The following is a 24,604-nucleotide window of genomic DNA, read 5'->3' as shown; positions in this document are numbered from 1 at the left end:
GCCTCCTTCACTTTTGCGCTGCTTTGATCATGTTGCGGGCGATGACGATCTGCTGGATCTGCGTCGTGCCTTCGTAGATGCGGAACAGGCGCACGTCGCGGTAGAAGCGTTCGGCCGCGTATTCGCTGATGTAGCCGGCGCCGCCGTGGATCTGCACGGAGCGGTCAGCGACCCTGCCGCACATTTCGGAGGCGAACAGCTTGCAGCACGACGCTTCCGTCGAAATGTCTTCCTTGTTGTCGCGCCGGCGCGCCGCGTCGAGCACCATGCTGCGCGCCGCGTAGATTTCCGCCTTGCTGTCGGCCAGCATGGCCTGGATCAGCTGGAATTCCGCGATGGGCTGGCCGAACTGCTGGCGCTCCATGGCGTAGGCCAGCGCGTCGGCCAGCATGCGTTCGGCCGCGCCCACGCAGACGGCGGCGATGTGCAGCCGGCCCTTGTCGAGCACCTTCATGGCCGTCTTGAAACCCACGCCTTCCTTGCCGCCGATGATGTTCGCTGCCGGCACGCGGCAATTTTCAAAGATGACGTCGCAGGTATGCGCGCCTTGCTGCCCCATCTTCTTGTCGATTTTTCCCAGCGAGAGGCCCGGCGTGTCCTTTTCCACGATGAAGGCGGAAATGGCCGAGGCGCCCCGCTTGACGGGGTCCGTGCGCGCCATGACGGTAAAAATGCTGGCCTCGGGCGCGTTGGTGATATAGCGCTTGCTGCCGTTGAGGATATAGAAGTCGCCGTCGCGCACGGCCGTCGTGCGCAGCGAGGCCGCATCGGAACCTGACCCCGCTTCCGTCAGCGCGAACGAGCCGATGATCTCGCCGGCCGCCAGTTTTGGCAAATAATGCAGCTTCTGCGCTTCCGTGCCATCGATCACGATGCCTTGCGAGCCGATGCCGTTGTTGGTGCCGATCAGCGAGCGGAAGGCGGGCGAGGTGCGGGCGATCTCGAACGCGACCCGCACTTCCTCTTCCATGCTCAGTTCCAGGCCGCCGTAGGCTTCCGGAATCGACAGGCCGAACAGGCCCAGTTCGCGCATCTGCGCCACGATGGCGGGCGGGATCGTGTCCGTTTCCGCCACCAGCGCCTCGTTCGGCACCAGCACTTCGCGCACGAAACGGGCGATGCTGTCGAGCAGGATGTTCAAGGTTTCTTCGTCGCGTATCATCGGTTTCCTCGGCGCTTTGATTTGAGCTATCGTTGAGAAAGGGCGCGCAGTCTAACCGCGGCCCAGGTTTTTTTCCACTGTCTTGACGAGGGTGACCAGGCGCGGTCCCAGGTCGGACTCGAGTTTTTCGCGCGACAGCAAAAAGGCGGGGCCGCCGCAATTGAAGGCCATCACCTGTTCGCCATCCGCGCCCAGCATGGGTACGCCCACGGCATGCACGTCGTTCTGCCACTCGCCGGCCGAGATGCAAAAGCCCCGGTCCTGGTAATCCTTGAAGCCTTGTTCGATGCCGGCCTTGATGCGCGGCCAGCGCTCGGTCTCGTGGACGCGCGCATGGTCCATCAGGTAGTCGCGTTCGGCCTGCGGCAGGATGCACAGCAGGGCCTTGCCCATGGCCGTCGTCATCAGGGGAATGCGCGAGCCGACGTCAAGGCGCAGGGTGACGTTGGCGCTGCTGCGGCACGTCTCCACGTACACCATGCTGAGGCGGTCGCGCGTGCCCAGCGAGACGGAGGCTTGCGCATGTTCGGCCAGTTCTTCCATCAGGGGGCGCGCCATCTTGCGCACATCGAGGTTCGACAGCATGCGGTAACCGAGCGCCAGCACGCCGGCGCCCAGCTGGTACTTGCCCAGACTGTCCGAGTAATTCAGGTAGCCGAGTTTGGTGAGGGTGTAGGTGAGGCGTGAAATCGTCGGTTTCGGGATGCCCGTGCGCTTGGCCATGTCCGCGTTCGACAGATAGACTTCGCCGGGACGGAAGCAACGCAGCACTTCCAGCCCGCGCGCCAGCGCGTTGACGAACTGGCGGTCCTTGCCCTCCTCGTCATCGCTGAAGACGATGAGTTCCGGATCTGCTGCGGCTTGAATATTTGTCATATTGGCATTCATTTTCAGGCTCCCTGGAAATCAGTTTGCCTAGCCAAATGGGACGTGTCAATCGTTTTGTGAAACATTCGTTCGCACAGCGAAATGGTGCGGTGCAGGAGAAATGTTGGGAAAATTGACCTGCGCAAGCGTTTCGGCGCTTGTCGCTTGAGCATCGCTATATACGTCTGTATATTGCGCTGTTGGATGAAGGCCGCCGCATGCATGGCTGCTTTTTTTGTACTTTTTTGTATATCGCTATATAAGAAGATATACAACGATAATGGAAAGATATAGACGATGTTGAAACAGGTAATGGCAGGCGCCGTGATGCTGGCGCTGGTCCAGCAGGCCGCTGGCAAGGAAGACGCGGATGCGGCGGCGCCGTTCGTGCTGGGCACGGTGACGGTGGTCGGCCAGCGCGAGCAGGCAGGACAGATGGAACAGCAGGTGGGCGCGCAAGTGAGCCGCGCCGAGATGCGCCGCTTTAACCGCGACAATGTGGGCGATGCCTTGAATCTGCTGTCGGGCGTGTCGCTGTCGACCAATTCGCGCAACGAAAAAACCGTCGCCGTCCGCGGCTTCGATGCGCGCCAGGTGCCCCTGTACATCGACGGCATTCCCGTCTACGTGCCGTATGACGGCTATGTCGATTTCAACCGCTTCACGACTGGCGACCTGGCCGCCATCCAGGTAGCGAAAGGCTACAGTTCCGTGGCCTACGGCGCCAATACCCTGGGCGGCGCCATCAACCTGGTGTCGCGCAAACCGACAGCGTTGATGGAAGGTGATGCGTCAGTGGGATTCGGTTCGGGCAGCGAGCGCCAGGTGTCGGCCAACGCGGGCACGAACCAGGGCTTGTGGTATCTGCAGGCGGGCGTGTCGTACATCGACAGCGACGGTTTTCCCCTGTCGTCCGATTTCCGCCCGACGGCCACGGAAGATGGCGGCACGCGCAACAACGCGTATCGCAAGGACCATAAACTGTCGTTCAAGGTCGGCTACACGCCCGATGGCGCGCATGCGGGCGACGAATACGCGCTCAGCTACTACAAGCAGCATGGCGAAAAAGGCCAGCCGCCATCGACGAATCCCGTCGGCGCGCGCTACTGGCAATGGCCGTACTGGAACAAGGAAAGCGTGTATTTCGTCTCGCAGACGCGCCTGGGCGACGCCGAGCGCCTGAAACTGCGCCTGTACCACGACAGCTACGACAATGAAATCACGTCCTATACGAACGGCAGCTACACCACCCTGAAAACCAGCGGTCAGGGCAGCGTCAACGGCGGGCGCAGCATCTATAACGACCGCACGAATGGCGGCGCGGTGGAACTCGAATCGTTCCGCCTGGCCGCGCACAGCCTGCGTTTTGTGGCCAGCTACAAGGCCGATGAACACCAGGAGCTCGACGCCAAGGGCGTGCGCACCACCTGGTACAAGGATGCCCTGTGGACCCTGGGCGCGGAAGACGGCATTGCCCTCAATGCGGCGACGGAACTGTCGCTGGGCGTGTCGCGCAATGCACTGCGCCCGGACACCGTCTACAGCGCCGGCAATGCGTATACCTTGCCGGAGAATCAAACTGCCACTGACCTGCAGGCGGGCGTGTTCCACAAGACCGGTCTTGATTCGCGCGTGTACGCCACGGTGGCGCGCAAGTCGCGCCTGCCGACCCTGAAGGACCGTTATTCGCAGCGCCTGGGCACGTACATCGAAAATCCGGCCCTGCGCGCGGAACAGGCGATGAATTATGAGCTGGGGTATCAAGGAAACGTGCAGGGCGCCAATCTGGAGGCGGCGCTGTTCTACAGCGACGTGAAGGACAAGATCCAGAGCGTGGCGAATGTCGTGGGCGTGCGCGCGCAGATGCGCAACGCGGGCAGGGCGCATATCAGCGGCGTGGAACTGGGCTTGCGCGGGCGCGCCGGCGCCTGGCTGGACTGGGGTGGCAACTACACCTACACGGACATGAAGAACGTCAGCGACCGCGCCATGCGCCTGACGGATGTGCCGCGCCACAAGCTGACGGCGCATGCCGTGCTGCACGCGGCGCGCCAGGTCGACGTGGTGGCCATTGCGGAATCGAATAGCGGGCGCTGGGTGTCGAACACCCTGGAACTCGGTGGTTTTGCGACGCTGAACCTGAAGGCCGTGTACCGTCCCTTGCCAGCCTTGACCCTGGAAGCGGGTGTGGCAAATATGGGCGACCGCAATTACGCGCTGGCTGACGGTTTCCCCAGCGCGGGCCGTACCTGGCTGGCTAATGCACAGTATCAGTTCTGATTTTTTGATTGTTCCATGAAAGGACACAGCATGTTGAAGACAATACTGACAGGCCTCGTTTTGGCCTCACTGCTGGCAATGGCGCCCGCGAGGGCCGACCCGGCGCCGGCGCGCGACAACATGAGCCACGCGCTGACTGTCACGGGCATGGTGGAAACGCCCTTGACCCTGAAGGTGGCCGACCTGCGCCAGCTGCCGCCGGCCAACGGCGGGGAAATCGCCGTCACGCGCCATAACGGCGACAAGGCCGAGACCATGACCAGTTACAAGGGCGTGCGCCTGCGTGACATCCTCGACAAGGCGGTGCTCGACGCGCCCGGCCACAACGACGTCAAGAAGCTTGCCATCATCGCCACCGCCACCGATGGCTACGCGGTGGTGTTTTCCTGGGGCGAGCTGTATAACGCGCCAGCCGGCGAGGGCGTGGTCGTCTACTACGAAAAAAATGGCAAGGCGCTCGACGACAACGATGGCGAAATCGCGCTGATCTCGGCCAAGGATATTCGCACGGGGCCGCGCCACGTGAAGTGGCTCAATGCCATCGAGGTGCGCAAACTGGTGGAGTAACGTACCGAAGTGACAAAGTCGGCCGCCGTGGAGCCATCCCCGGCGGCCGATTTTCTTACATTGCCAGTGCTTTTTTCATCGCCTGGCCCGCCACGTCGAACAATCCCCGCGCCGCTGGCGCCAGGCCCAGCATGTGCATAGCCGCGTGGATCATGCCTTCAAGCTGCACGCACTCGGCCGCCACGCCATCGTCGCGCAGCCGCTGTGCATACGTAATCCCCTCGTCATGCAGCGGGTCGTACTCGCATACCAGCACGGTCGCCGGCGGCAAGTCCTTCAGCGTACTTGCCCGCAATGGCGCCGCATAGGGCTGCGTGCCGTCAGCCGGTTCGTTCAGGTAGGCCGACCAGCAAAAACGCATGGCTTCACGGGTCAATGAAAAGCCTTCCGCATGGCGCTGGTAGGACGGCGTATCGAAGGCAAAATCAAGCGCCGGGTACAGCAGCAACTGGTGCGCCAGCGCGGGACCGGCCTGGTCGCGTGCCATCAGGGCCGCTGCCGCCGCCAGGTTGCCGCCCGCGCTGTCGCCGCCCACCGCCAGCCGTTTTACGTCGATGCCCAGCGCCGCCGCATGCTCGGCGACCCAGCACAACGCCCTGTAAAAGTCGTCCAGCGGCACGGGGAACTTGTGCTCGGGCGCCAGCCGGTAGTCGACGGAAAAGATCACGCAGCCGGTGGCGTTGGCCAGTGCGCGGCACGGGTTGTCGTACAGGTCCAGCGAGCACAGACACCATCCGCCGCCATGCGCAAAGACGATGGCGGGCAAGGGCTGGCCCGTCTCCGCGCCGGCCGGCACATAGGCGCGCACGGCCAGTGCATGCTCGCCGGGCAGCACGTAATCCTTGACCGACGCGACGTCTTCCAATGGCCCGTGCAACTGGCGCAAGCCCGTTTCCGTGGCTGCGCGCAAGTCTGCCAGCGAGGCGGGCGGCGGTGCATCTTTTGTCTGCTCCAGCCAGGCGGCGATCAGCGGATCGAGACTCACGCTGGCTCTCCCGCCAGGAAGGGCAGCAGGTGGGCGATGAATGCTTCCGGCTGTTCTTCCATGATGAAGTGGCCGCATTCGGCGACGATGGCGCCTTTCAAATTGTCCGCCTTGCCCTGCATGGTCAGCAGGGGCGCGTCATTCGTCGCGTGGTCGGCACCGATGGCCAGCACGGGCATGGCCAGGCTCCTGTTCGCCCGCTCAAGGTTTTGCTTGATTGTCTCGGGTATGGCACGGTAGTAGGCGAAACCCGCGCGCAAGGCGCCCGGCGTGGCGTAGGCGTCCGCATACACGTCGACGGCCACTTTGTCGCGGCGGTACGACCAGCGATCGAAGATGAAGCGGATGTACTCGCGCTCCTTGCCCGCCGTGAGCATTTCCGGCAAGTCCAGCACCTGGTTGAACATGAAGTGCCACAGGAAGATATTGTCGGACGGCGCGACAAAAATCGGCGGCGCGGGCGCCAGGCCTGGAATCACGGCTTCCGTCAGCGCCAGTTTCGTCACGGCCTGCGGGAAATCGCTGGCCAGCGCATAGCCGACCCACATGCCGATGTCGTGGCCGACCACGTCGTACTGCGCGTGCCCCAGTGCCAGCATGGCACGGTGCAGGGTAGTCGCCACGGCGCCCGTGTCGTAGCCGCCGGCCGGGCGGTCCGAGTGACCGCTGCCGGGCGGGTCGATGGCGATGGCCTGATAGCCGTTGGCGGCCAGCGCTGCCATCACGTGGCGCCACGCATACCAGGTTTGCGGCCAGCCGGGGATCAGCAGCACGGGTTTGCCTTCGCCGGCGATGACGCAATGCAGGCGCTGGCCGTCGATGCGGACGTAGTCGTGAATGAAGTCGTTCATATGGTTTCCTTGATTAGTTGTGCTGGATGCCCAGCAATTGTTGGATCTGTTGCGCGCTGACGGGGGCGCCGGCGAAGTCGTCGAAGATCTTGTCCGTGACGGGAATGATGTGGGCGTTGATGAAGGCCACGCCTTCGCGCGCACCCACTTCCTGGTCCTTCAGGCAGCACTCCCACTCCAGCGTCGCCCAGCCCGCGTAATCGTTCTGCGCCATCTTGGAAAAAATCGCCTTGAAGTCGACCTGGCCATCGCCGAGCGAGCGGAAACGCCCGGCGCGGTTTTCCCACGACTGGTAACCGCCGTAGATGCCTTGCCGCCCCGTCGGATTGAATTCCGCATCCTTCACATGGAACATGCGGATATGGTCCTTGTAGATGTCGATGAATTCCAGGTAGTTCAGCTGCTGCAGCACGAAGTGGCTGGGGTCGAACAGCATCTTGCAGCGCGGGTGGCGTCCCACGCGCTCGTAAAACATTTCGAAGCTGATGCCGTCATGCAGGTCTTCGCTCGGGTGGATTTCGTAGCACAGGTTGATGCCCTGTTCCTCGCACACGTCGAGAATGGGCAGCCAGCGGCGCGCCAGTTCGTCAAAGGCCGTCTCGATCAGGCCGGGCGGGCGCTGCGGGAACGGGAACAGGTAGGGCCAGGCGAACGAGCCGGAAAACGTGCCCATGTCGGTCAGGCCCAGGCGCTTCGAGGCCATGGCCGCCAGTTTTACCTGCTCGATGGCCCACGCCGTGCGGGCTTCGGGCTGGCCGTGCAGGTGTTCGGGCGCGAAGCTGTCGCACAGCGCGTCGTAGGCAGGGTGCACGGCGACCAGCTGGCCGAGGATGTGCGTCGTCAGTTCGCTGATGACGAGACCATGGCCGGCCAGCATGGCGACCAGTTCGTCGCAATATGCCTGGCTGTGCGCGGCCTGCGCCACGTCGAACAGGCGTGCATCCCAGGCGGGAATCTGCAGGGCCTTGAACCCCTTGCCGGCCGCCCACTCGGCGATGGCAGGCAGGGTGTTGAAGGGCGCCGTGTCGGCGGCGAATTGTGCCAGGTGCAGGCTCGGTCCTTGGATGGTTTTCATATCGGCTCCTATTGTTTGTCGATCGACAAAGAATAGGCGAAATTGTTGGCGCGGTCAAGACACCGATGCAAAATAAAGTGCGAACGTGCCGTGGGCGCCAGGCGTTATACTGGCCGCCAGTTCGCAAGCAGAGGATCAAAATGGCAGGAAGACCGAGGGAATTTGACCGCGCGCTGGCGCTGGCAAAGGCGCGCGACGCATTCTGGACGCGCGGCTACGAGGGTGTATCGATGGCCGACCTGGTGGCGGCGCTGGGCATCGCCTCGGCGCGCATCTATGCGGCGTTCGGCTCGAAGGAGCAGTTGTTCCGCGAAGCCGTGGAGCTGTATGAAACGGGCGAGGGGGCGTTTGCCGTGCACGCGCTGGCGGCCAGCCTGAATGTGCGCGACGCGGTGGCGCGTATGCTGGAAGAGGCCGTGCTGCTGTATACGCGCAGCGGCCAGCCGCAAGGCTGCATGGTGGTTACTGCCGCCACGAACACGAGCGCTGAAAACGCGGGCATCGCCGACTGGCTGGCGCAGCACCGCCGCGCACGCACGCAAGCCGTCATCGAGCGCCTGCGCGCGGCGCAGCTGGCAGGGGAATTGAAAGAGGAGGCGGACGTGCAGGCGTTGGGCGACTATTATGCGGCCTTGCTGCACGGTCTGTCGGTGCAGGCGCGCGACGGCATTCCGGCCGAACGGCTGCTGGCGCTGATTCAACCGGCGCTGGCGCCGTTGGCGCTGGAAATGAAAAATTAAACTATCTTGTCGATAGTCGCTGTGCTTAAGTCTTGACGTCGATCAGGCTGCCCAGGGCCTGGTCGGCCGCCTTGACAACATTCGCCGACAGGTTGAAACCGGCCTTGTAGACGAGATTATCCGTCAGCTCGGACGCGAGGCCCACGCCGTTCGGCCGGCTTTCGGCCGCCTTGGCTGCATTCGCATTGGCGCCGCTGACGCTTTCGCTGGCGGCCAGCTTGCGCCCTTCGACGGAGAGGGTCACGCCCGTGCCGGCCGGGCTGGTTTCCTGGAACTGGGCTTGCTGCGGCTGGAAGCCCGGTGTATTCGCATTGGCGATATTGTTGGCGGCCACATCCAGCGCGCGCTGGTTGGCGGTCAGCCCCGAGGTGCCGGTGGTAAGGGCGGATATGGACATGGCAACTCCTTCAGTAGGCTTCCAGTTTACTCCCGCCATTGGAAAAAGTGGTTGGTGCAAGGCAACAATTTTTCCCACAGGTGGTTGCCGCAAAAAATATATACATCACGTAATTTTTTTATATTGTTCTGTGGTATTTCACTGTCTAGACTGGCAGGGAAGTCATCCACGGAGTCTGCCATTTCCCGCATTGCCCGCCTCTTTTTGCCGAGTTTGCTGCTGGGCTCGCTCTGCCTTTCTTCGCAAGCCCAGCGTGTGCCATTGCCGCTCGATGCGCGCCTGAACGAGCAGGTCATCATGGTGCCGGCAGGCGACGGCTTGCGCGAGGTGCTGGAAACGACGGTATTCCGTCCCGCCGGCCCCGGTCCGTTTCCCCTGCTGTTGATGAATCACGGCAAGCAAGCCGGCCCTGCGCGGCTGCAGCAGCGCGAGCGTTTTATCTACATGGCCACGGAATTCGTGCGCCGCGGCTATGCCGTGATGCTGCCCATGCGCGCCGGCTTTGCGCGCTCCACGGGCGCCTACCGCGATTTCGGCTGCGACATGCTGGGCAACGCCCAGGGCCAGGCGCGTGACCTGCTGGCCGCGCTGGCGTATGCGCGCCGCCAGAGCTGGGTCGACCCGCAGCGCATGGTCGTCGCGGGGCAGTCGTACGGCGGCATGGCGGCGCTGGCGCTCGCCACCCGGATGGTGCCCGGCGTACGGGGCGTGCTCAATTTTTCCGGCGGCTTGCGCGTCGACATGCCCGGCTGTGACTGGCAAGGGGCGCTGACCAAGTCCTTCGCCACCCTGGGCGCCTACAACCACATCCCCAGCCTGTGGCTGTATGGCGCCAACGACTCGTATTTCGGGCCGGCCCTGGCGCAGCGCCTGTTCCGCTCGTTCACGGGTTCCGGCGGGCAGGCGCAACTGCTCGCCTATGGCCCGTTCAAGCGCGACGCGCACCTGACCCTGGGCAGCCGCGATGGGGTGGCCGTGTGGCTGCCTGCCACCGAGCGCTTCCTGCGACAGATCGGCATGCCGGTGCGCCAGGTCTACCGCGTGGCCGATGCGCCGTCGCCGCCCGCCACGCATTTCGCGCCGCAGGACGACATCGCCGCCGTGCCCTACCTGGAAGAGCAGGGGCGCGCCGCCTACCGGGACTTCCTGGAGAAAACCGCGCCGCGCGCCTTTGCCCTGTCGGCCAGCGGCGCCTGGGGCTGGGCCGAGGAGGGTGAAAGTCCCGATGTCCGCGCACTGGCCTCGTGCCAGCGGCGCAGCAGCCTGCCGTGCCAGCTGTATTCGGTCGATGAAAGCGTCGTTTGGCCCGTTGCCGGCGCCAGCGCGAGCGCCGCCGGCGGTGCGCAATAGGCTGCCGCGCACGATAGTTGTCGCCGAAACGGGGGATGGGCGAATATACTAGGCGAAAAGGGAGGCGTTGCGCTTCCCGTCCGCCCTTATCATCAGCGAGAATTCACCCTTATGGCGTCATCCCCAGAAAACCTCAGCATGGCCGTGTTTTGCGACTTCGAGAACGTCGCGCTCGGCGTGCGAGATGCAAATTACGAAAAATTCGATATCAAGCCCATCCTCGAACGCTTGCTGCTCAAGGGCAGCATCGTTGTCAAGAAGGCATATTGCGACTGGGACCGTTATAAAAGTTTCAAGGGCACCATGCATGAGGCGAACTTCGAACTGATCGAAATTCCCCACGTGCGCCAGTCCGGCAAGAATTCGGCCGACATCCGCCTGGTGGTCGATGCGCTGGACCTGTGCTACACCAAGGCCCACGTCAACACCTTCGTCATCATCAGCGGCGATTCCGATTTTTCGCCGCTCGTGTCGAAACTGCGTGAAAACGCCAAGCAGGTGATCGGCGTGGGCGTCAAGCAGTCGACTTCCGACCTGCTGGTGGCGAACTGCGACGAATTCATTTTCTACGATGACCTGGTGCGCGAAAGCCGCCGTACGGCCGCCAAGCGCGATGCGCGCGAAACCCCGGCCGCCAAGCGTTCGCCGGACGAAGAAGTACGCCGCAAGGAAAAATACGAGTCGCGCAAGACGGAAGCGATTGAGATGGCCGTCGAAACGTTCGACGCGCTGGTCTCGGAGCGCGGCGACAGCGGCAAGATCTGGGCTTCGATGCTGAAGGAAGCGATCAAGCGCCGCAAGCCCGACTTCAGCGAGTCCTATTACGGTTTCCGCACCTTCGGCAACTTGCTGGAAGAAGCGCAGACGCGCGGCTTGCTGGAATTTGGCCGCGATGAAAAATCGGGCGCCTATGTCTACCGCAGCAGCGGCCTGGTGGCCGTGCCGGCCGCCGTGAACGGCGAAGTGGCCAGCGAGGCAAGCGCCCGCGGCGAGACCGGCGTGACGGTGGAAGAGGGCAATCATCGCGAAGGCGGCAGCCGCCGCGATTCACGCCGCAATGGCCGTGGCGGCCGCAAGCAGAATGAGCCACGCCGCGGTGAGTCCGCGCCACAGGCCTTCGTGCCGGTGGCCGACGTGGAAACAGTCGTCGTCGAACAGTATGCCCCGGCGCCGCAGCCGGAAGCGCAGCACGAGGTAGCCGAAGCCGTCGCCGAGGTGGTGGCAGAAGAGGGCAACGCCAAGCGCGGTTCGCGCCGCAATGGCCGCGGTGGCCGCAAGAATGGCGATGGCGCCCGTGAAGCGCGCGCCGAAGTTGTCGACGTCGAGGTGGTGCCGGTGGTGGAAGCCATGCCTGAGCCGGTAGCCGAAGCGATCGTGGAAGCCGTCGCCGAAGCGAAGCCGAAGGCCAAGCCACGTACGCCGGCCCGCAAGGCGGCAGTGGCGAAGAAGCCTGCAAAGAAGGCGGCTGAAGCCGTGGTCGAAACCATGGAGCCTGCTCCGGTCGAAGTGGCTGTCGTGGCGGAAGACAAGCCGGCCAAGGCGCCACGCAAGACGCCGGCGCGCCGTCCCGCGCGCAAGAAGGCGGAAGCCGCTTGATTGAAGCCCCACAGCAAGGACCGGGGTCAGGCCTTGAAGGTCTGACTTCGGGTGTTTGCTGCGTCTCCGTGCGTCGGGCTTAAGCATGTACCACGGTGAACGCTTCAACAGCATTTCCCATACGGTGGGCGCCGCGCTGGCGGCCATCGGCGGCGTCATCCTGATCGTCGTGGCGGCCCGCACGGGCGATGCCTGGAAAATCGTCAGCTGCAGCGTGTATGCGGCCATGCTGCTGACCCTGTACCTGACGTCCACCCTGTACCACAGCGTGCGCGGCAAGGCCAAGGCCGTGCTGCAGCGGCTCGACCACTGCGCCATCTACCTGCTCATCGCGGGGACCTACACGCCCTTCATGCTGGTGACGCTGCGCGGGCCGTGGGGCTGGTCGCTGTTCGGCGTTGTCTGGGGCCTGGCGCTGCTTGGCATCGTGCAGGAATATGTGTACGCGAAAGGCGCGCGCATCCTGTCGCTGGTAATTTACGTGGCCATGGGCTGGCTGATCGTCATCGGCATCAAGCCGCTGCTGGCGGCGCTCGAGTGGAACGGCTTCCTGTGGCTGGTGGCAGGCGGCCTGTGCTACACGGGCGGCATCGCTTTCTATGCCACCGACCACAAGCTGCGCCATGGCCACGGCATCTGGCACCTGTTCGTGCTGGCCGGCAGTAGCTGCCATTTTATCGCCATTTTGTTCTACGTTGCCTGACGTTGCCTGCTGCCTTCACTGTTGCCATGATTCCATTATAATGGCGCGATATGTGAAAATTGGGCAACAATGGATATCAACTCGGACGACCTGAAAATCTTCGTCACCGTCATCGACAGCGGCACCCTGAGCGCGGCCGCCGTGCACCTGGGACAAACCACCTCGGGCGTCAGCCGCGCCCTGTCGCGCCTGGAAGACAAGCTGGCCACCTCGCTCTTGACGCGCACCACGCGTCGCATGGAGCTGACGGAAGAAGGGCAGCTATTTTTGGACAAGGCGCGCGCCATCCTCGCCTCGATGGAAGACGTGGAAGAGTCGATCCGCATCCGCCGCCAGAAGCCGGCCGGGCGCCTGTCCGTCGATGCCGCCTCGCCCTTCATGCTGCATTGCGTGGTGCCCCACGTGGCGGAATTTCGCGCCATGTACCCGGACATCCGCCTGGAGTTGACCAGCAACGACCAGATCGCCGACCTGCTCGAGCACCGCACCGATATCGCCATCCGCATCGGTGCCCTGGTCGACTCGACCCTGCATGCGCGCCCCCTCAGTGCCAGTCCGCTGCACGTGCTGGCCACGCCCGCCTACCTGGCGCGCCACGGCGAACCCGCCACGCCGGAAGCGCTGTCCGGCCATGCGCTGCTGGGCTTTGCGCAATATGAACTGGGGAATAACTGGCCGCTGCGCCACGAAGCGGGCAACAGCCTGCAGATCGTGCCCGCGCTGGCCGCGTCCAGCGGCGAAACCCTGCGCCAGCTGGCCCTGCACGACCAGGGCATCGTCTGCCTGTCCGACTTCATGACGAAGGACGACATCGCGGCCGGCCGGCTGGTGCAGGTGCTGCAGCCGTTCTATACGGGCTACCGGCAGCAGATCCACGCCGTGTATTACCGCAACACGCAGCTGGCGCAGCGCATCAGCTGCTTCCTCGAATTCCTGCAACAGAAGCTGTAAGGCCGGGTATGACGGAGAAGAGCATGGAGTGCCCCACCTGCGGCGAATATGGCGACCTGCTGCATGCGACCATCCGCAAAACGGGGCAACAGGTGATCGTTTGCTCGGAGTGCGATCTGTTGTGGGCGCATCCGCAACAGGATATCGATCCGGCCCGCGCATCAGATGTGGCGTCGTTTTTGGCGCAGGCGGGCATCGAGCCCGATTGGCAGGAGCTGCAATTGGGCGCCAGGGTGCCGCCGCCGGCTACAGCATGACGGGTGTTTCTTCCGCCCGCAGCAGGGCTTCCACCTCTTGCGCGGGCAGCGGCCGGCTGAAGTAATAGCCTTGCGCTTCGTCGCAGCCATGGCGGCGCAGGTAATCGAGCTGCTCCGCCGTTTCGACGCCTTCGGCCACCACGCGCAGCTTCAGATTGTGCGCCAGGGCGATGATGGAGACGACGATGGCCGCGTCGTCCGCGTCGCGCGCCACGTCGCCGACGAAGCTGCGGTCGATCTTCAGCACGTCGATGGGAAAGGTGCGCAGGTAGGCAAAGCTGGAATAGCCGGTGCCGAAGTCGTCGATCGACAGCTGCACCCCCAGCGCCTTCATGTCGTGCAGCTGGCTGACGGCCAGCGCCACGTCGTGCATGAACAGGCTTTCCGTCAGTTCCAGTTCCAGGCAGGCGGGCGGCAGGCCCGTTTCCAGCAGCACGTCGGCAATCGACGCGACAAGGTTCGGCTCGTTGAACTGGCGCGCCGACAGGTTCACGGCAAGGCGCAAGGTGTCGAGTCCCGCCGCATGCCAGCGCTTCACCTGCGCGCACGCTTCGCGCATGACCCAGGCGCCGATCGGCACGATCAGCCCCGTATCTTCGGCCAGCGCGATGAAGCGCTGCGGCGCCACCATGCCCAGATCCGGATGCTGCCAGCGCAGCAGCGCTTCCACGCCGACGATGCGTCCGCTGGCCAGGTCCACCTGCGGCTGGTAATGCAGCACGAACTGCTCGCGTTCCAGCGCGTTGCGCAGCGCCGTCTCGATGCGCAGGCGCTCCAGGGTGGCCTGGTTCATGGCCGTCGTGTAGAACTTGATGTTGTTGCGGCCCTGTTTCTTGGCGCAGTACATGGCGATGTCGGCCTGTTCGATCAGGTTCTGCGTCTCGCCATTCAGGGTCACGTCGCCAGGGGCGTCGTAGCGCGACATGTCATACACGGCCACGCCGATGCTGCAGGTGACGAAAAATTCCTTGCCGTCCAATAGCACGGGCTGCGCCACGGCATCCATCACGCGCTGCACGATGGCGCCGCTGAGCACTTCGTCCGCCTGCTCGCACAGGATGGCGACGAATTCATCGCCGGACAGGCGCGCCACCGTGTCGCTTTCGCGCAGGCTGGCCTGCAGGCGCGTGGCGATGGTTTTCAGCAGCAGGTCGCCGGCCTTGTGTCCGAGGCTGTCGTTGACGAACTTGAAACGGTCGAGGTCGATCAACAGCACCCACAATGCGCGGTTCTTGCGGCGCGACAGGGCCATCGCCTGCGCCAGGCGGTCGCGCAGCAGCGCGCGGTTGGGCAAGCCCGTCAGCACGTCGTGGTGGGCGATGTGCTGGATTTGCTGCTCGGCCAGCTTGCGCTCCGTGATTTCGGATCCCGTGCCCCGGTAGCCGCGAAATTCACCGAGCTCGTTGAACAGCGGTTCGCCATTGATGCTGAACCAGCGCAGCTGGCCATCGCGGTCCTGCATCGCATATTCGAGGTTGGAAAAGGGCAGGTGCGCTTCCAGGTTGGCGATATGCTGCTTGCCCCAGCGCGAATTGCGCATCTCCGGGTTGTTGTCCCAGCGCGTCATGCCGATGAAGCGTTCCAGCGGCATGTTCGACTTGTCCGTGAAACCGCTGGTGATGTGCGTGAAGCAGAAGTGGGCGTCCTGTTCCCAGTACCAGTCCGAGGACAGGGCCAGCAGGCGGCGGAAGCGCTTTTCGCTTTCCTGCAAGGCGCGCTCCGTGCGCTGGCGCGCCCGCACGTCGGCGCTGAGCAGCTCATTGCTGCGCTTGAGGTCGGCCGTGCGCTGCTCCACGAGCAGCTGCACGCGGCGCGAGCGCTGCGTCAGCGACTGCACGAAGGCGGCCGTCAGTGCGCTGAACAGCAAGCCCGTGATCAGTGTAAACAATGAGCCCAGGTGGTCGGCCAGGAAGGGACGCGGATGGGCCACCACGCGCACGTGCCAGGGCCGGCCGGCGGAAGTGAAGGCCCGGTCATAATGGTTATGGTAGGCAAAGTGCAGCCAGCGGGGCAGCGACTCCCAGGCGCCGCCCGGTTCGTCGGCAGGCGCCTGGCCATGGCGGAAGATCAATTGGCGCGGATCGGCGCCGGCGTCGGCGTAGACACTGAGTTCAAGCTGCGAGTCGCCCAGCAGGTCGGCGCCGGCGAGGATTTTCTGCACCAGTTCCCCCGCGCGCACGATGACGGCCGTATCGCCAATCAGCGCCGCGCGCCGCTGCGGTATCGTTTGCAGGGGCACGCCGTGGCGGTAGACGGGACGCACGATGACGAAGCCCCGTTGCGGCCCTTGCGCCAGGGCCAGCAGGCCGGTGGCGGTGGTCTGGCCGCTGATGATCGCCTGTTCCAGCGCGCGCGCCAGCACGCCGCTCGGGCTGACGTTCAGGCCAAAGGCGGGGCGGTTGCCCTGCAGGGGTTCGAGGTAATCGACCACCAGGTAGCTGGTGCGCGTCGTGGCGGGCACGACGACGCCATCGCGCATTTCCGTCATGGTGTAGCCGGGCACGATGCGCCGCAGTTCGGTCTCGAAGGCGGCGCGCTGCGCATGCGGCACGATGCGGTGGAAATTGAAGGCCTGGATGAACGGGTGGCGCTGCAGCAGCGGCGTGGTGAAATCGTGGAATTGTTCGCGCGTGACGGGCACGACGGCGGCAAACAGCTGGTTGGTTGTCGTCAGCACCTCGACCGCATCGTCGAGCCCCTGCTCGATGGCGGCCACCCTGGCGCCGGCGCGTTGCTGCAGGCTCAGGCTCATCTTGTCGTATTCGAGCTGGCTGATGGCGGCAAACAGCACGGCCGTCACGCTGACGCCGCAGGCAAAGGTCAGCGCGGCCGCGGCGGAAATCGACAATGGCAGGCGGCCACGCAGCATGGTTTTTCCTATCTCACTTCATGGACACATGGGTTCGGCGGCGCCTGCCGGCCCCACGCAGGCCGTAGTTTGTCATAAACCACATCCATCATGCTGATTTTGCACCAAAACACTGCTAATAAGCAACAATATCTATGACCGGGGAAGACGACTTTCAGTCGTTGTCGCTGCCTGACCGGCGGCGCACACGCCACAACTGCCATGCCGGCAGCCAGCGGTTCAGGAACGCCAGGCCGCATATCCGGCGCCAGCGCACCAGGCGCACCACGCGCACGGCGCGGCCATCGGCGTCTTGTTCGGGCTTGGCGGCGAAGACGATGCGGTTATTGCCGGCGATGCCGTCGAAGTGGCAGACGGCGCCACGAAAGGTCAGCATCAGGCGCGCCAGCATGGCGGGATAGTGCTCGTCATAACTGAACAGGTTGGCCACCAGCACGCCGCCGGGCAGCAGGGCGCGCAGGCAGTCTGCATAGAAGCGCGCGCTGCCCAGTGCCGGCGGCAAGCCCGTTTCGTCGTAGCCGTCGAGCAGCAGCACGTCGGCGCAGCCCGGATGCTGGCGGATATAGCTGACGGCGTCCGTCTCGATGATGCGCAGGCGCGCATCGTCGGGGGGCAGCATGAATTGCCCGCGCAGGGCGATCACGTCGGCGCGCAGTTCCAGCACCGTGATGCGCGTCCCGGGCAGGTGGCGGTAGCAGAATTTCAGCAGCGAACCGCCGCCCAGGCCGACCATCAGGATGTGCCGCGGGCGCGGCACGAACAGGGTAAAGCACATCATGGCGCGCGCATAGCGCAGCAGCAGATGGTCGGGGCGCGACAGCAGCATTTCGCTCTGGATCATGCCGGGTTGGAATTCCAGGCGGCGCCGGTCGCCACAGGTATGCACCTGCGGGGCAAGTGGGGTGGTGCTTCTGTTTTCCGGCATGGGACGACTTCGCTGAGTGGGCTGGGGGAGATGCTTTGTTGCATTCAGAGAAATCTGATAAGCTCCCGTGAGCATACCCGATTAATCCGCGCCGAGCATGCGTATATGTATATGCATACGGCGCGTGGCGGCACGGCTGCGCAGTCGGGCACCATGGAGACAAGCATGTTTTTGGATCACCCCATCATTACGGCGACGAACAGTTTTACGGAGCCCGACCGCATCGAGCGGTTGACGCGCGTGTACGGTTACGCGGCGGCACTGGCCGACGTAGCCGCTAACTTCGGCTTCATTGAAAAAGTGGCGCAAATCCACGACCACAAGGGCACCCTCATCGTGTTCTGGCACGAGGCGCCCAACGAGGTGGAAAAGCAGTATTTCGTGCAGGCCTGGGCCAGCAAGATCGGCGACGGCAGCACCAATGTCGAACACGAAATCTGACCTGGCCTGCCGCGCTTGCGCGGCGATGGCGTAGCCCATGGATATCAAGACCCTGGTACTGGCCCTGGCACTCGGCAACCTGAGCCTGTGCGCGGCCCTGTTCTTCTTCGAGTACGAGCGCAAGAAGTCGCTCAGCATGTCCACCTGGGCGGTGGCCAAGCAATGCCAGGCCGTGGCCTGGTGCCTGCTGTATTTCCGCGGCGTGCTGCCAGATTCCCTCTCCATCTTGCTGGGCAACAGCCTGCTGTTTGCCGGCATGGCGCTCGATGCGGGCGCGCTGTGGCAGGCGGCCGGGCGCAGCGGCTGGCGCCGCTATGTCTTGCCGGCGCTGGGTGTGTCGGTGGGGCTGTTTGCCGCCTGTTATCTGTTCGACGTGGCGCCGCTGCTGCGCAGCGCCGGCGGTTCGCTGATCGTGGCCGGCTTCTTCCTCGCCGGTGTGGCCGCGCTGTGCCTGAAATGGCGCGAGGCGAGCATGCTGCGCCGTTTCCTCGTCGTCAGCATGGGCCTGCTGTCCTTGCTGATCGCCGCGCGCGGCGTGCTGGCCGCCACGATCCCCGATTTTGACGCGGAACTGCTGCAGCTGGCCGGCTTTGGCGCCCTGTACCTGATGATGCTGACGAACGCCTTCGGCTATTTGCTGCTGTCGCGCGAAAAGCTGGGCGGCGAGCTGGCGCGCCTGGAAGTGCTCGACGCGGCCACGGGCGTGCCGAACCGGCGCGGATTTTATCAGGCGCTGGCGCCGTGGATGGCGTTGGCGCGCCGGCCCGGCTTGCCGACGGCGCTGGTGGTGCTCAATATCGACCACTTCAAAAGAGTCAACGACAGCTATGGCCATCCGGTGGGTGATGCGGTGCTGAAAACCATCGTCGACACGTGCCGCCAGCAACTGCGCGACAGCGATCTGATGGGTCGCCTCGGTGGCGCCGAATTCGCCATTCAACTGCCGCGCACGACCCTGGACGATGCGCTGATGGTGGCCGAGCGCATCCGCGCCGCCGTGGAGGTGCTGCCAGTCAAGACGGAGCGCGCCGTGTTGCAACTGACGGCCAGCTTGGGCGTGACCACCATCCGAGCCGAAGACAGCACCGTCAGCCTGTTCAAGCGGGCCGACGAGGCGCTGCAGGCGGCCAAGCAGGCTGGCCGCAACAGGGTCGTGGAAGCGCAGGGTGTCAGCACCCTCGATATTTAAATCGGCTTATTTCTTGCGCGAGCCCAACCAGCTGGGCTCCTTGCCGCACTCCTTGGGCAGGAACAAGGCATCGAGGCCGGGATCGCAGCGCCGGTCAGGCGCCTTCATCGGTTCGACAGTGAGCCATTCGCTTTTGGGCAGGATCTTTTCTTCGCGTGCTTCCACGGGTGGCGCGGGCGGCAGGCTGTCTTGCCAGCGCGCCTCCGCGGCAGGCGCGGGCGCGGTGGCCCAGTTCGCGTCCACCTGCGCTGCGCGCACCGGCGGTGCGTCCGCGTGTGCGACGGCGCAAAATACGCTGCCCGCGAAGAAGAAGAACGTGCGCATGGCGGCGCTGTTTTTGGAAATCATGGTCTGTCCTTGGTCGGTGCCGCGAGGGCTGGCTCTGCATTATGACGCCAGCCGGAAGCAAAAACACAAGAAAATTGCAACGGTATGTTACCAAAGGGACTATAGTTACTGGTAGCAAGCAGGTGCACTGCAGCAAGGCGCTGGAACGCGGGGCACCAGTTCCCGAACGTGTGCATACCCTAACTTTCATTTAAGCTAAGCAAGTTATGCTATCGAGCGCACGCCAGGCTGCCCTGAGCCGTCCGCACCGCAGTTCCCCTTTTTTACTCTTGCCAGGCCCATAATGAAAATGCTCAAATCCCTGCCTGTATGGCCGCTTGCCGCGCCGATTGCCGGCTGGCTGTTCCTGTTCGGTTCCACCTTCAATCTCGGCGGTGCCTACCAGATCCTGCTGGTGGTGGGCCTGATCGGCAGCGTGCTGGCCGCCGTGTACCACGCGGAAGTGGTGGCGCACCGCATCGGTGAACCGTATGGCACGCTGGTGCTGGCGCTGGCCGTGACCCTGATCGAGGTGGCGCTCATCGTCTCGCTGATGCTGGCCGGCGGGCCGGAAACGACGGGCCTGGCGCGCGACACCGTGTTTGCCGCCATCATGATCATCCTGAACGGCATCGTCGGCATCTGCCTGCTGCTGGGCGCCGGGCGCCACAAGGAGCAGACCTTCGGCCTGCTGGGCGTGAGCGCGTCGCTGGCCACCCTGGCGGCCATCGCCGTTCTGACCCTGGTGCTGCCGAACTACACCTCGAGCGCAGCCGGTCCCTTCTACAATTCCAGCCAGCTGATCTTCATCGCCGTCATTTCCCTCGTCCTGTACGGCACCTTCGTGCTGGTGCAGACGGTGCGCCACCGCGATTACTTCCTGCCCAAGGAAGCCGTCGGTGATGAAGAGGTACATGCGGCGCCGCCCACGCCCACCGTCGCCTGGGTCAGCGCCGGCGCGCTGCTGGTGTGTCTGGGCGCCGTGGTGCTGCTGGCCAAGTCGCTGGCGCCCGCGCTGGAGACGGCGATTGCCGCCATGGGTGCGCCGAAAACCCTGGTCGGCATCGTCATCGCCGCCATCGTGCTGCTGCCCGAGGGCCTGGCCGCCGTGCGCGCCGCGCGCGCAAACCGTTTGCAAACGAGCCTGAACCTGGCGCTCGGCTCCGCGCTGGCCAGCATCGGGCTGACGATACCCGCCGTGGTGGTTGTGTCGCTGGCCACGGGCCTGACGATCACGCTGGGTCTCGATATCAAGTCGACGGTGCTGTTGCTGCTGTCGCTGATGGTGGCCACCCTGTCGCTGGGCACGGGCCGCACCACGGTCATGCAGGGCACGGTGCATCTGGTGATTTTCGCCGTGTACCTGTTCACCACCATCGTCCCATAAGCCGTCGCACGGCTGCTGTTTTGTCACAATCCTGTCACGCCGCTGTCATACGATGGGGGTAGTGTGGTAGGATTTTTAAATCGTTTAAATGATTTATATAGTTTAGCAACTGAGTTTGCCAACTTTTTCAGTTGGCACAGTAATGACAAGACAAGAGGCCAGTATGTATGCAGCGGTGGACCTGGGGTCCAACAGTTTTCGTTTACACGTCGGCAAGCATGATGGCGACACGATCCGCGTGGTCAAGAGCGTGCGCGACCCGATACGCCTGGCCGCAGGCCTGGACGCCAATGGCGACCTGACCGAAGCGGCCATGCAGGGCGCGCTGGCCTGCCTGCAGCGCTTTCGCGCCATCCTCGCCGGCTTTGAACTCGATGCCGTGCGCGTGGTGGCCACGTCGGCCATGCGCGTGGCGCGCAACGGCGCCGTCTTCCTGCCGCTGGCCGAGCAAGCCATCGGCCATCCGATCGAGATCATCTCGGGCGAGGAAGAGGGACGCTTGATCTACATGGGCGTGGCCAATGCGCTGGCCATTCCCGGCGAACGCCGGCTGGTGATGGATATCGGCGGCGGCTCGACCGAACTGATACTGGGGCGCGGCAACGATATCGAGCGCGTCGAGTCGTTCAGCCTGGGCACGGTCAAGCAAAGCCTGTCGTTCTTCATCGGCGGGCGCATCGATGCGCCGTCGTTCGAGGCGGCCATCCTGTCGGCGCGCAGCCATTTCGAGGATGCCGCGCCGCCGTACCGTCCGCAGCACTGGAAGACGGCATACGGTTCTTCCGGCACCATCCGCACCATCGCCGACATCATCGCCCGCAACAAGCTCGGTGACGGCTTGCTCACGAGCGTCAGCCTCGAGGCGCTGGCGCGCCGCTTCATTGAACTCGGTCACACCAGCCGCATCGACATGCCCGGCTTGCGCCCCGACCGCGCCAGCACCATCGTTGGCGGCCTGGCCATTTTGATCGGCCTGTTCCGCGAACTGGCCATTCCCGCCATGACGCCGATCGAGGCGGGCTTGCGCATGGGCGTGATGTGGGATTTGTACCTGCGTTCGACCAAGCGTGACCGCCGCGAACAATCGGTGCAGGGCTGCATGGAGAAATTCCATATCGACCAGCAGCGCGCCGGCCGGGTGGCCGAGCAGGCGCTGGCCATGTACGCGCAGCTCAAGCCCACCTCCGACGCCCTGGTGAAATCCCTGCGCTGGAGCAGCCTGCTGCACGAAGTGGGCTTGGCCGTGTCGCAGACGGGCTATCACAAGCATGCCTCCTACATCGTGGAAAACGCGGACTTGCCCGGTTTTACCACGCGCGAACAGAAGACCATGAGCCGGCTGATCCTGGCGCAGAAGGGCAACTTGCGCAAGATCGGCGAAGTGCTGTCCGATCCCGATTTTGCCAAGGCCGTGCTGGCCTTGCGCCTGTCGATCCTGCTCATGCATGCGCGCATCGAAGCCGATTTCAGCGAACTGCGCCTGCGCATGAAGAACCGCATTGAACTCGACATCAAGCGCGGCTGGGTGGCGCACCATCCCACCGTGTCGTTCTGGATCGAGAAGGAGCAGGAATTCTGGGATGAGGTCGGGGTCGATTTCACCATCCGCGCCAGCGCATAGTGGGTCATTGCGCCATGCCGTGCGCATGGCTTGATGTGCAACAAGCAATATTTTTAAAAACAGTATATATTGTTTATATTATTTACTAGATTGGAAAATCCATGACCAAAACCGTCCCAGCGAAAAAAGCCGACAGCGCACCCGTATCGATGTTTCCCACCAGCGCTTCGATCAATGCGGCAGCGGCCAAGGCCGCGCCAGCCGCCAAGCCTGCAGCCAAGCCAGCCGTGAAGCCTGCGGCCAAGCCGGTGGCCGCCAAACCGGCCGCAGTCAAGCCTGTCGCCGCCAAGCCTGTGGCGGCGAAACCAGTAGCAGCGAAACCAATAGCAGCGAAAGCTGCCGCAGCCAAGGCGCCCGCCGCCAAGCCGGCGGCCAAGGCCGTCGTCGCCAAAGCCGTTGCCAAGCCAGCGGCTAAGGTTGCCGCGAAGCCCGCCGCCAAGCCTGCAGCGAAAGCCGCCGTCAAACCGGTAGCGAAACCGCCAGCGAAACCGGTGGCCAAAGCGGCTGCCAAGCCTGTGCCGGCGAAAAAAGCGCCGGTCGCCAAGGTCGCCGCCGTCAAGGAAAAAGCCCGCAAGCCGAAACTCGTGCGCGACAGCTTCACCATGCCGGAAGCGGAATACGAAGTCCTGGGCCAGGTGAAAAAAGCCTGCCTGAAGGCCGGTTTCGAAATCAAGAAAAGCGAATTGCTGCGCATCGGCGTGGCGCTGATCAGCCAGATCGACCTGGCCACCCTGCAAAACGTGCTGGCCGGCTTGCCGCAGCTGAAAACGGGCCGTCCGAAGAAGGATTGATGGCGCGGGCAGGGGCCGCACCCCTGCCTGGCCGTTCTGGTTTACCATGGGGCCTGTGATAGTTCCCCCATGGTTGCCATGTCAGAAGATACAGATATCGAACGCGCCGGCTTCGTCGAGCGCGCCATCGTCCGCCACCAGGCGGGCGTCTCTACCCCAGCCATCGACCACGTCGCCGAGGAAATCCCCGTCGCGCTGGTTTTCAATGGCATTTCCCACGTCGTCATGATGGCCACACCGCGCAACCTGGAGGCATTTGCCTATGGCTTCGCGCTGACGGAAGGCGTGGTCGCTTCCGCAGATGCCATCTTTGACTGCGAAGTGTTCCTGCGTGCTGATTCCGCCGAAGTGGCGTTGAGCATCGCCCAGGAAGACTTCGTGCGCCTGAAGGACCGGCGCCGCCAGTTGACGGGCCGCACGGGCTGCGGCGTGTGCGGCATCGACAGCATCGACATGCTCGACTTGCAGCCGCAAGCGCTGCCGCCGTCCCTGATCCACGTCGACCTGCCGGCCGCATTGGCGCGCGCCTCCGCAGGCCTGCGCGAACACCAGGCGCTGATGCGGGAAACGGGCGGCGTGCATGCCGCCGCGTGGTGCACGCCCGATGGCGATATCGTGCACGTGTTCGAGGATGTCGGCCGCCATAACGGTCTCGATAAACTGATTGGCCACCTTGCGCTGCACGACATCGACATGCGGCGCGGCTTCGTTTTCTTGTCCAGCCGCGGCAGCTACGAGCTGGCGCGCAAGGCGGCGCGCATGCAGATTCCGTTGTTGGCGACGATTTCCGCCCCCAGTTCGCTGGCCATTTCCATCGCCACGCAGGCGGGCATGAAGCTGGTGGGCTTTTGCCGCCAGGATGCCTACGTCGATTACACGCCAGGCATCACGCTTTAACTTCACTGCGTTGCAGCAGCACGGGCACGGATTTCGACGTCGGCGTGCCGGCGCCGTCGGCCGTGCTGGCCAGCGGCACCAGCGCGTTCGTCTCGGGGTAGTACGCGCCCAGGCAGCCGCGCGGGATATCGTATGCCACCAGCCGGAAGCCATCGGCGCGGCGCGTCACGCCATCGTCCCAGGCGCCGATCAGGTCCACCAGCTCGCCATCGGCAAAGCCCAGCATGGCGATATCTTCCGCGTTGGCGAAGACCACCTTGCGCGTGCCGTACACGCCGCGGTAGCGGTCATCCATGCCGTAGATGGTGGTGTTGTACTGGTCGTGCGAGCGCGTGCTCATTAACACCATCAGGCGTTCGCCGTGGCGCGCTCTAGC

The 24,604-nt window shown here is 64.0% G+C and carries 24 protein-coding genes; 14 read left to right on the top strand and 10 right to left on the bottom strand.

The annotated features are described in order from the left end of the window. Positions 1–7 precede the first annotated feature (7 nt). Positions 8–1,162 carry an acyl-CoA dehydrogenase family protein gene (locus SJI03_RS21620; RefSeq protein WP_322428527.1) on the bottom strand — a complete coding sequence of 385 codons (1,155 nt, stop codon included), beginning with the start codon at positions 1,160–1,162 and terminating at the stop codon, positions 8–10. 51 nt (positions 1,163–1,213) lie between these two features. Continuing rightward, on the bottom strand, positions 1,214–2,038 hold the full coding sequence (locus SJI03_RS21615; RefSeq protein ID WP_099379613.1) for an IclR family transcriptional regulator: 825 nt from the start codon (positions 2,036–2,038) through the stop codon (positions 1,214–1,216). A gap of 288 nt (positions 2,039–2,326) precedes the next feature. Between SJI03_RS21615 and SJI03_RS21610 the strand changes: the two genes are divergently transcribed. Then, positions 2,327–4,309, top strand: a complete 1,983-nt coding sequence (locus tag SJI03_RS21610; protein ID WP_322428526.1) for a TonB-dependent receptor — start codon at positions 2,327–2,329, stop codon at positions 4,307–4,309. A gap of 30 nt (positions 4,310–4,339) precedes the next feature. Beyond that, a complete protein-coding gene (locus SJI03_RS21605; protein WP_322428525.1) occupies positions 4,340–4,876 on the top strand; it encodes a molybdopterin-dependent oxidoreductase in 537 nt (178 codons plus the stop codon). 55 nt (positions 4,877–4,931) lie between these two features. Here SJI03_RS21605 and SJI03_RS21600 read toward each other — a convergent pair whose 3' ends face one another. The 3 genes from SJI03_RS21600 to SJI03_RS21590 are packed head-to-tail and all read right to left on the bottom strand — an operon-like array spanning position 4,932 to position 7,787. Further along, positions 4,932–5,861 carry an alpha/beta hydrolase gene (locus tag SJI03_RS21600; protein ID WP_322428524.1) on the bottom strand — a complete coding sequence of 310 codons (930 nt, stop codon included), beginning with the start codon at positions 5,859–5,861 and terminating at the stop codon, positions 4,932–4,934. Then, positions 5,858–6,712: an alpha/beta hydrolase gene (locus tag SJI03_RS21595; RefSeq protein ID WP_322428523.1), complete on the bottom strand. Its 855-nt coding sequence runs from the start codon at positions 6,710–6,712 to the stop codon at positions 5,858–5,860. The genes SJI03_RS21600 and SJI03_RS21595 overlap by 4 nt, the downstream gene beginning before the upstream one ends. Before the next feature lie 13 nt (positions 6,713–6,725). Then, positions 6,726–7,787 carry a sugar phosphate isomerase/epimerase gene (locus tag SJI03_RS21590; protein ID WP_322428522.1) on the bottom strand — a complete coding sequence of 354 codons (1,062 nt, stop codon included), beginning with the start codon at positions 7,785–7,787 and terminating at the stop codon, positions 6,726–6,728. Between the two features lie 140 nt (positions 7,788–7,927). On the opposite strand from SJI03_RS21590, the gene SJI03_RS21585 reads away from it, so the two are divergent. Beyond that, positions 7,928–8,527: a TetR/AcrR family transcriptional regulator gene (locus SJI03_RS21585; RefSeq protein ID WP_099379607.1), complete on the top strand. Its 600-nt coding sequence runs from the start codon at positions 7,928–7,930 to the stop codon at positions 8,525–8,527. A gap of 25 nt (positions 8,528–8,552) precedes the next feature. On the opposite strand, the gene SJI03_RS21580 is transcribed toward SJI03_RS21585, so the two are convergent. Further along, positions 8,553–8,924, bottom strand: coding sequence for a flagellar basal body protein (locus SJI03_RS21580; protein WP_128139728.1), 372 nt, complete (start codon positions 8,922–8,924; stop codon positions 8,553–8,555). 255 nt (positions 8,925–9,179) lie between these two features. Here SJI03_RS21580 and SJI03_RS21575 point away from each other — a divergent pair, with 255 nt between their 5' ends. From SJI03_RS21575 to SJI03_RS21555, 5 genes are all read left to right on the top strand, one after another. Beyond that, positions 9,180–10,274, top strand: a complete 1,095-nt coding sequence (locus SJI03_RS21575) for a dienelactone hydrolase family protein (RefSeq protein WP_322428521.1) — start codon at positions 9,180–9,182, stop codon at positions 10,272–10,274. A 111-nt stretch (positions 10,275–10,385) separates the two neighbouring features. Continuing rightward, entirely contained in the window at positions 10,386–11,870 is a 1,485-nt protein-coding gene (locus SJI03_RS21570; RefSeq protein WP_322428520.1) for an NYN domain-containing protein, read from the top strand. A gap of 85 nt (positions 11,871–11,955) precedes the next feature. Then, entirely contained in the window at positions 11,956–12,573 is a 618-nt protein-coding gene (gene trhA, locus SJI03_RS21565; RefSeq protein WP_099379604.1) for a PAQR family membrane homeostasis protein TrhA, read from the top strand. 69 nt (positions 12,574–12,642) lie between these two features. Beyond that, complete coding sequence (locus tag SJI03_RS21560) at positions 12,643–13,524, top strand: LysR family transcriptional regulator (RefSeq protein WP_035817724.1); 882 nt, start codon at positions 12,643–12,645, stop codon at positions 13,522–13,524. A gap of 23 nt (positions 13,525–13,547) precedes the next feature. Then, entirely contained in the window at positions 13,548–13,781 is a 234-nt protein-coding gene (locus SJI03_RS21555; RefSeq protein ID WP_322428518.1) for a hypothetical protein, read from the top strand. On the opposite strand, the gene SJI03_RS21550 is transcribed toward SJI03_RS21555, so the two are convergent. Together SJI03_RS21550 and SJI03_RS21545 are read right to left on the bottom strand one after the other, a co-directional pair. After that, positions 13,771–16,650, bottom strand: a complete 2,880-nt coding sequence (locus SJI03_RS21550; protein ID WP_322428517.1) for an EAL domain-containing protein — start codon at positions 16,648–16,650, stop codon at positions 13,771–13,773. The two genes, SJI03_RS21555 and SJI03_RS21550, sit on opposite strands and share 11 nt — an antisense overlap. A 154-nt stretch (positions 16,651–16,804) precedes the next feature. Further along, complete coding sequence (locus tag SJI03_RS21545; protein WP_322428516.1) at positions 16,805–17,575, bottom strand: transferase spermidine synthase; 771 nt, start codon at positions 17,573–17,575, stop codon at positions 16,805–16,807. A 165-nt stretch (positions 17,576–17,740) separates the two neighbouring features. Between SJI03_RS21545 and SJI03_RS21540 the strand changes: the two genes are divergently transcribed. Further along, positions 17,741–18,016 (top strand): hypothetical protein, encoded by a 276-nt coding sequence (locus SJI03_RS21540; protein WP_099379688.1) that lies wholly within the window; start codon positions 17,741–17,743, stop codon positions 18,014–18,016. A 37-nt stretch (positions 18,017–18,053) separates the two neighbouring features. Further along, positions 18,054–19,205, top strand: a complete 1,152-nt coding sequence (locus SJI03_RS21535) for a GGDEF domain-containing protein (RefSeq protein WP_322428515.1) — start codon at positions 18,054–18,056, stop codon at positions 19,203–19,205. A gap of 6 nt (positions 19,206–19,211) precedes the next feature. Here the strand turns inward: SJI03_RS21535 and SJI03_RS21530 are convergent, their stop codons facing one another. Further along, on the bottom strand, positions 19,212–19,553 hold the full coding sequence (locus tag SJI03_RS21530) for a hypothetical protein (protein WP_322428514.1): 342 nt from the start codon (positions 19,551–19,553) through the stop codon (positions 19,212–19,214). A gap of 283 nt (positions 19,554–19,836) precedes the next feature. Between SJI03_RS21530 and SJI03_RS21525 the strand changes: the two genes are divergently transcribed. From SJI03_RS21525 to fdhD, 4 genes are all read left to right on the top strand, one after another. Next, a complete protein-coding gene (locus tag SJI03_RS21525; RefSeq protein WP_099379597.1) occupies positions 19,837–20,919 on the top strand; it encodes a calcium:proton antiporter in 1,083 nt (360 codons plus the stop codon). A gap of 163 nt (positions 20,920–21,082) precedes the next feature. Next, positions 21,083–22,540 (top strand): Ppx/GppA phosphatase family protein, encoded by a 1,458-nt coding sequence (locus SJI03_RS21520; RefSeq protein ID WP_322428659.1) that lies wholly within the window; start codon positions 21,083–21,085, stop codon positions 22,538–22,540. A 101-nt stretch (positions 22,541–22,641) separates the two neighbouring features. Further along, positions 22,642–23,331 (top strand): hypothetical protein, encoded by a 690-nt coding sequence (locus tag SJI03_RS21515; protein WP_099379595.1) that lies wholly within the window; start codon positions 22,642–22,644, stop codon positions 23,329–23,331. Between the two features lie 69 nt (positions 23,332–23,400). Then, positions 23,401–24,228 carry a formate dehydrogenase accessory sulfurtransferase FdhD gene (gene fdhD, locus SJI03_RS21510; protein ID WP_322428513.1) on the top strand — a complete coding sequence of 276 codons (828 nt, stop codon included), beginning with the start codon at positions 23,401–23,403 and terminating at the stop codon, positions 24,226–24,228. Here the strand turns inward: fdhD and SJI03_RS21505 are convergent. Continuing rightward, on the bottom strand, positions 24,218–24,604 hold a 387-nt coding region (locus tag SJI03_RS21505), incomplete at its 5' end, for a molybdopterin dinucleotide binding domain-containing protein (RefSeq protein WP_322428512.1). The genes fdhD and SJI03_RS21505 overlap by 11 nt on opposite strands.

The sequence above is a fragment of the Janthinobacterium sp. GMG1 genome (assembly GCF_034427795.1).
Lineage (GTDB): Bacteria > Pseudomonadota > Gammaproteobacteria > Burkholderiales > Burkholderiaceae_D > Janthinobacterium.
This window is presented reverse-complemented; position numbering and strand designations above follow the sequence as displayed.

Coding starts and splice junctions, on each gene's coding strand:
- SJI03_RS21620 (WP_322428527.1), bottom strand. CDS start 1,162: ATGATACGCGACGAAGAAACCTTGAACATCCTGCTCGACAGCATCGCC.
- SJI03_RS21615 (WP_099379613.1), bottom strand. CDS start 2,038: ATGACAAATATTCAAGCCGCAGCAGATCCGGAACTCATCGTCTTCAGC.
- SJI03_RS21610 (WP_322428526.1), top strand. CDS start 2,327: ATGTTGAAACAGGTAATGGCAGGCGCCGTGATGCTGGCGCTGGTCCAG.
- SJI03_RS21605 (WP_322428525.1), top strand. CDS start 4,340: ATGTTGAAGACAATACTGACAGGCCTCGTTTTGGCCTCACTGCTGGCA.
- SJI03_RS21595 (WP_322428523.1), bottom strand. CDS start 6,712: ATGAACGACTTCATTCACGACTACGTCCGCATCGACGGCCAGCGCCTG.
- SJI03_RS21590 (WP_322428522.1), bottom strand. CDS start 7,787: ATGAAAACCATCCAAGGACCGAGCCTGCACCTGGCACAATTCGCCGCC.
- SJI03_RS21585 (WP_099379607.1), top strand. CDS start 7,928: ATGGCAGGAAGACCGAGGGAATTTGACCGCGCGCTGGCGCTGGCAAAG.
- SJI03_RS21580 (WP_128139728.1), bottom strand. CDS start 8,924: ATGTCCATATCCGCCCTTACCACCGGCACCTCGGGGCTGACCGCCAAC.
- SJI03_RS21570 (WP_322428520.1), top strand. CDS start 10,386: ATGGCGTCATCCCCAGAAAACCTCAGCATGGCCGTGTTTTGCGACTTC.
- trhA (WP_099379604.1), top strand. CDS start 11,956: ATGTACCACGGTGAACGCTTCAACAGCATTTCCCATACGGTGGGCGCC.
- SJI03_RS21560 (WP_035817724.1), top strand. CDS start 12,643: ATGGATATCAACTCGGACGACCTGAAAATCTTCGTCACCGTCATCGAC.
- SJI03_RS21555 (WP_322428518.1), top strand. CDS start 13,548: ATGGAGTGCCCCACCTGCGGCGAATATGGCGACCTGCTGCATGCGACC.
- SJI03_RS21550 (WP_322428517.1), bottom strand. CDS start 16,650: ATGCTGCGTGGCCGCCTGCCATTGTCGATTTCCGCCGCGGCCGCGCTG.
- SJI03_RS21545 (WP_322428516.1), bottom strand. CDS start 17,575: ATGCCGGAAAACAGAAGCACCACCCCACTTGCCCCGCAGGTGCATACC.
- SJI03_RS21540 (WP_099379688.1), top strand. CDS start 17,741: ATGTTTTTGGATCACCCCATCATTACGGCGACGAACAGTTTTACGGAG.
- SJI03_RS21535 (WP_322428515.1), top strand. CDS start 18,054: ATGGATATCAAGACCCTGGTACTGGCCCTGGCACTCGGCAACCTGAGC.
- SJI03_RS21530 (WP_322428514.1), bottom strand. CDS start 19,553: ATGATTTCCAAAAACAGCGCCGCCATGCGCACGTTCTTCTTCTTCGCG.
- SJI03_RS21525 (WP_099379597.1), top strand. CDS start 19,837: ATGAAAATGCTCAAATCCCTGCCTGTATGGCCGCTTGCCGCGCCGATT.
- SJI03_RS21520 (WP_322428659.1), top strand. CDS start 21,083: ATGTATGCAGCGGTGGACCTGGGGTCCAACAGTTTTCGTTTACACGTC.
- SJI03_RS21515 (WP_099379595.1), top strand. CDS start 22,642: ATGACCAAAACCGTCCCAGCGAAAAAAGCCGACAGCGCACCCGTATCG.
- fdhD (WP_322428513.1), top strand. CDS start 23,401: ATGGTTGCCATGTCAGAAGATACAGATATCGAACGCGCCGGCTTCGTC.